Below are 4,461 nucleotides of genomic sequence, written 5' to 3'. Positions count from 1 at the left end.
GCATTAACGGAATAAAAGTTGTGCCAGAATCGGGCCATTATCTAGCATGCAATTTGTTGCTTTACGCTCCAGACGGAACGCTTTCCGAGGGGCGTGACTTGAGCCTCCTCGGTCGCGAAAAACGCTCTCTCCGGGGTCTCAAGGCGCACGCTGATCCCTCCGGAGTCGTCCGTCTTCCGCATCAAGCAACGGAGTGTAGTTATTATAAAGCGAGCATTCAAGAATCGTGCCATTTTGTTGTATTAATCTTGCTAATTCAACTTTTCAAAAGTTGAATTATTTACATTAAACATCCTTAACTATATTTGGAAGGTGATATTTTTTGGTGGAGTTAAGAACAATTAATCAGGACAATTATCAAGAATGTTTAAGCTTGAATATAACGGATGCAAATGAGGACTTTATAGATCCTGTATCGTGGTCATTAGCCGAAGCGTGGGTATTTGGTGATGATGCACGCCCATTTGCAATCTATGCCGATAATGAGATGGTGGGCTATGTTTCAATGCTTATTGTCGAAAACAACCCTCAAATCGTAAATTTTATGATTGATAGCCGCTTTCAAAAAAGAGGTTATGGAACAGCAGCTGCTAAGCTTTGCGTTGAATATTTGTGCAAGGAACACATTGCAATTAGGATTTCCTTACCAGTTAATCTAGGAAATATACCCGCACAAAAATTTTGGAGCTACTTAGGCTTTGAATTTTCAAACGATATAGAAGATGGCTATATTTATATGCGGATGTACATACCAGAAAAATATGTTTAAGTGTATAAAATGGAACTAATCTCCATAAAAAGATACGATTTTTTCATAAGCGTTCTTGTTTCACTAACGTGCGCAATAAAAGAATAAGACCCGTGCTGCAAATGGGCCAGAATCTTAATTATGTTAGTAGGTGATTTAGGTAGAGAAATTTTTAGTGAAAACAGCCGTGTATTCGTTTATTATTTCTTTTTTATTGCAATTTGTACTTATACCTAGAACAAAAAGTACAACGGACGTTAATGGCATGACTTCATTTGTAGAAGCTTCTTATCCAGACTTTTTCTTTAGTCTCGCATGTTATTCCATATTAGCTTCACTCATTATAGTTGTAGTTATGTATTTTGTTAAGGTTAAGTCTAAAAAGTGAAGTCATATCATTCGCTAGCAATAGGGGGCATATGCAGAAGAAGCCTGTACAACAATAAAGCCACTATCTAGTATGCAAATTGTTGCTTTGCGCTCCAGACGGAACGCTTTCCGAGGGGCGTGGCTTGAGCCTCCTCGGTCGCAAAAAACGCTCTCTGCGGGGTCTCAAGGCGCACGCTGATCCCTCCGGAGTCGTCCGTCTTCCGCTCTAAGCAACAGCGTGTACTATAAATAAAGCGTCCATTCATCAAACGGGCCAAATGGATGAGTAAAAAAAATGATTTGTAATGACAATTGAATCTTTACAGAAACGAATTGCGTAAATAAAGCAAGGGAGGGAAATATTATGTCAAATAAAAAAATGGAATTGTTCAAAGTGTCATTTATTAGTTTTATCTTGCTTCTTACTGGGGGATTACTCGCTGCCTGTTCAAATGATGACGCAAGTGATCCCAATCTAGGTATTGTCGAAAAAGTCATTAAGCTTCAGTTCAACGGTCCTGATAAAAAGATGATGGATTTGCTTGATAATCCTGATAACACAAAGATTGTGGATGGTAAGCAGGTCAATGAGAAGTTCGATAAGTACATCACAGAAATATATGGAGATTATTTTACAGAAGATTATCTAGTCCCATTTCTTCAAATACAAGGGCTAAGATATCCTACTGCGGCAGCATTTTCAGGTTACGAATTAAGTTTGAAAGACACAGTCGTTAAACAACCTGAAAAGGATTCCAACAGATATACATTCACTGCAACTGTCGGTTATACAAAAGATGGTGAGAAAGAAAGGACAGCAGATGTATCGGGAGTTGTTCTGTTCTCTACTAAGGAGAATGGTAAAATTGGCAAGTTTGAATATGGTGAAGACAACGGACTATCTGAGGAGTTATTCTCTTCAGACGAATAAAAGTCTTCTTCAAACGGGCCAGTTTTTAGAAAAAGGGAGGTAGGATGTTTTGGTTAAAGAAATCGTTCTCGTGGGGACTTTTCACTTTGAACAAGTTGGAGAATTAATACAGCAAAAAGAGGATGAAGTCAAAGAACTTGTTGATTTCCTGGCTACATATAATCCGACTAAGATTGCATTGGAATGGGATACCGAAGAGGAAAACGAGCTTAATGATGAGTACAGAAATTTTAATGGTCATTATGCAATAAGTGAAATTCAGCAAATAGGTTTTAGACTAGCGCAAAATCTAAGGCATGACAAATTATATGCTGTTAATTGGAATGGTCAGTTAACCCAAGAAGATATGACAATTCTTAATCAGGAAATTCAAAACTCTTATCCAGATGTATTGAAAATAATGGAGGATACGATTAGTAATGCACCATTGATTAGTTCGGATTCTGTGTTAATTGATTCCTATAGAAAGTTAAACGATATAGATGCAATAAAGGGTTCAGAAAGAATGTACATATCACTGGTTAATGTAGTAGGCGATAATAAAGAAATGATAGGATTTAACTTTTTGAATAAGTTTTCAGAAAGAGAATTGATGATATTTAAGAATATAGTTGATATTTCAACAAACAGTTTGGAAGAGCGAATTTTACTTTTAATTGGCAGTGATCATTTATGGCAGCTTAATAAACTATTCGAAGGAATTGGCTGGAATGTTACTAACCCTTTTTTGCGGACACCCATACTAAATAAATGAGTGCTTAAAGAATCGGGGCGATTGCTTAATAGGTGATCGCTCTATATCGCAATCGGATCAGAAAGTGATATTAGTTATCTAATAGTCCATCAACAAAAGAGGAGTACAGATATGAGTTTAGCAAGTTATATAGGTTGCAATATTGAAATCCCTCTTAGTGATGAGGAATCAACCGATTTAATTTTTGTAGGAACTAGCTATGCAGATGAGTTTGACAAAGAAGTAGTAAAGAAGAAGCAATTTTCCACTTCTTTTGTGTATGAAATCTCGGGATTATGGGGTATAGAGATTACAAAATATACAGATGAACAAATGAATAATGAATCAAGAGCTAAACTGATCGCGCTGTGTCAAATGATGAACGACTATCTAAAAAAAGGTCAGTATTTTGAATTTTATACTTGCTGGATTGGAGAAGAAGGTAAAAATAAAGAAGGTGAATTAATCTTGCCTATTCATTTCAAAGAATTTGAACAGATAGAAATCCCTCCTAAAACATTAGTGAGATTTGAAAAGTGAGATGAACATCCTTAGGAGATTAGTTGAGGATTAGAATTCGTTTATTCGCCAATAGGGGGCAGTTCTTTAACATGGATTTGCACCCTTTTCAGCAAAAGGGCCATTTTGAAATATTGCACCCAAGAGAGGAGATGAGTTCTTGGTCAATAGAAATCCTTCAAAAACATATAAATGGCGAGATAAGTATGTAGCATTTATAACTGCTGCAGTTTGTCTATATTGTATGATCATCAACTTGGGGCATAATTGGATACTTGCAGGATTCTTTGGCTTAGGGGTACTAATTTGTGGAACAATAGGAGTTTCTGATGTAAAGAAAATTAGCAGCAACAAATAATAGACAATAGAGCAAACGGGGACAATTCTGAAACAAGGATTCGTCCTCGTTAAGCAATATGGCCAGATAAAAACGAAGTAAAGGAGTAATTAAATTGAAAAAGTATTATGCCTTTCACTCTTTAATCGTTGTAATTTTCATTGTCGTGCTGCTTTACAGTCTCATGAATAAAATGTTTCTTCCAGTTTTAATTACTGCAATAATCGGGATACTTTTAATGCTTTTAAATCACAAGAAAAATCATCCTCACAGCAAATCCGGAAATGATAGAATGAGCAGAAATTTGTAAAAGAACTTCTAATACTTTTCATAAACGGGGGCAATTCACTAATAAGATTCGTTCTTCAAACGGGCCATTTTCTTGGATAGGAGAAGTGCATGAATACATTTAAAAAAGTAATCGATTTCCTAAACAGAATGAAAGACATTGATATATGGGGAGATAAATGGGAAGGGATATCCGATAAAGAAAGGGAACAAATAGATAGTGCTACAACGCAAAATCCGTATGGGCTTATAGGTTTAATGCTTGGTGCAAGTGCGTTCATTTTCGGTCCTACATATGGTTTTATCCCTGTTATAGCTTTACTATTTTGTATTGTAACGTTTTTTACTTTTGATAAAGAAAAGGAAGATAATCCTTGGCCCTTTTATTTAGGGATCGTGTTCTCGTTGATTGGTTTAAGTATGTTTATGACTGGACAGGAACACGTCCTAATATTCTAATTGTAATTGAGTTACCTCCCCTTCAATCGGGTGCGATTCCGAAATTGGGACCTGCCCTCTTTCAACAAAAGGGCCAG

The 4,461-nt window shown here is 36.4% G+C and carries 6 protein-coding genes; all 6 read left to right on the top strand.

What is annotated here, in order from left to right; translation table 11 throughout:
• Nucleotides 1-325 precede the first annotated feature (325 nt).
• Nucleotides 326-769 carry a GNAT family N-acetyltransferase gene (locus tag RL70_RS15170; RefSeq protein WP_197054131.1) on the top strand — a complete coding sequence of 148 codons (444 nt, stop codon included), beginning with the start codon at nucleotides 326-328 and terminating at the stop codon, nucleotides 767-769.
• A 712-nt stretch (nucleotides 770-1,481) separates the two neighbouring features.
• Nucleotides 1,482-2,048: a hypothetical protein gene (locus tag RL70_RS15165; protein WP_039044250.1), complete on the top strand. Its 567-nt coding sequence runs from the start codon at nucleotides 1,482-1,484 to the stop codon at nucleotides 2,046-2,048.
• A 49-nt stretch (nucleotides 2,049-2,097) separates the two neighbouring features.
• On the top strand, nucleotides 2,098-2,802 hold the full coding sequence (locus RL70_RS15160; RefSeq protein WP_039044249.1) for a DUF5694 domain-containing protein: 705 nt from the start codon (nucleotides 2,098-2,100) through the stop codon (nucleotides 2,800-2,802).
• 111 nt (nucleotides 2,803-2,913) lie between these two features.
• Nucleotides 2,914-3,321 (top strand): hypothetical protein, encoded by a 408-nt coding sequence (locus RL70_RS15155; RefSeq protein WP_039044248.1) that lies wholly within the window; start codon nucleotides 2,914-2,916, stop codon nucleotides 3,319-3,321.
• A gap of 139 nt (nucleotides 3,322-3,460) precedes the next feature.
• Nucleotides 3,461-3,658: a hypothetical protein gene (locus RL70_RS17950; protein WP_156137991.1), complete on the top strand. Its 198-nt coding sequence runs from the start codon at nucleotides 3,461-3,463 to the stop codon at nucleotides 3,656-3,658.
• A gap of 378 nt (nucleotides 3,659-4,036) precedes the next feature.
• Nucleotides 4,037-4,384, top strand: coding sequence for a hypothetical protein (locus RL70_RS15145; protein ID WP_039044246.1), 348 nt, complete (start codon nucleotides 4,037-4,039; stop codon nucleotides 4,382-4,384).
• Nucleotides 4,385-4,461: the final 77 nt, after the last annotated feature.

The organism is Sporosarcina sp. ZBG7A, from assembly GCF_000813425.1.
Lineage (GTDB): Bacteria > Bacillota > Bacilli > Bacillales_A > Planococcaceae > Sporosarcina.
This window is presented reverse-complemented; position numbering and strand designations above follow the sequence as displayed.

Bases quoted from the DNA above. Each gene is read 5' to 3' on its own strand.
- RL70_RS15165 (WP_039044250.1), top strand. From the start codon at position 1,482: ATGTCAAATAAAAAAATGGAATTGTTCAAAGTGTCATTTATTAGTTTT.
- RL70_RS15155 (WP_039044248.1), top strand. From the start codon at position 2,914: ATGAGTTTAGCAAGTTATATAGGTTGCAATATTGAAATCCCTCTTAGT.
- RL70_RS15145 (WP_039044246.1), top strand. From the start codon at position 4,037: ATGAATACATTTAAAAAAGTAATCGATTTCCTAAACAGAATGAAAGAC.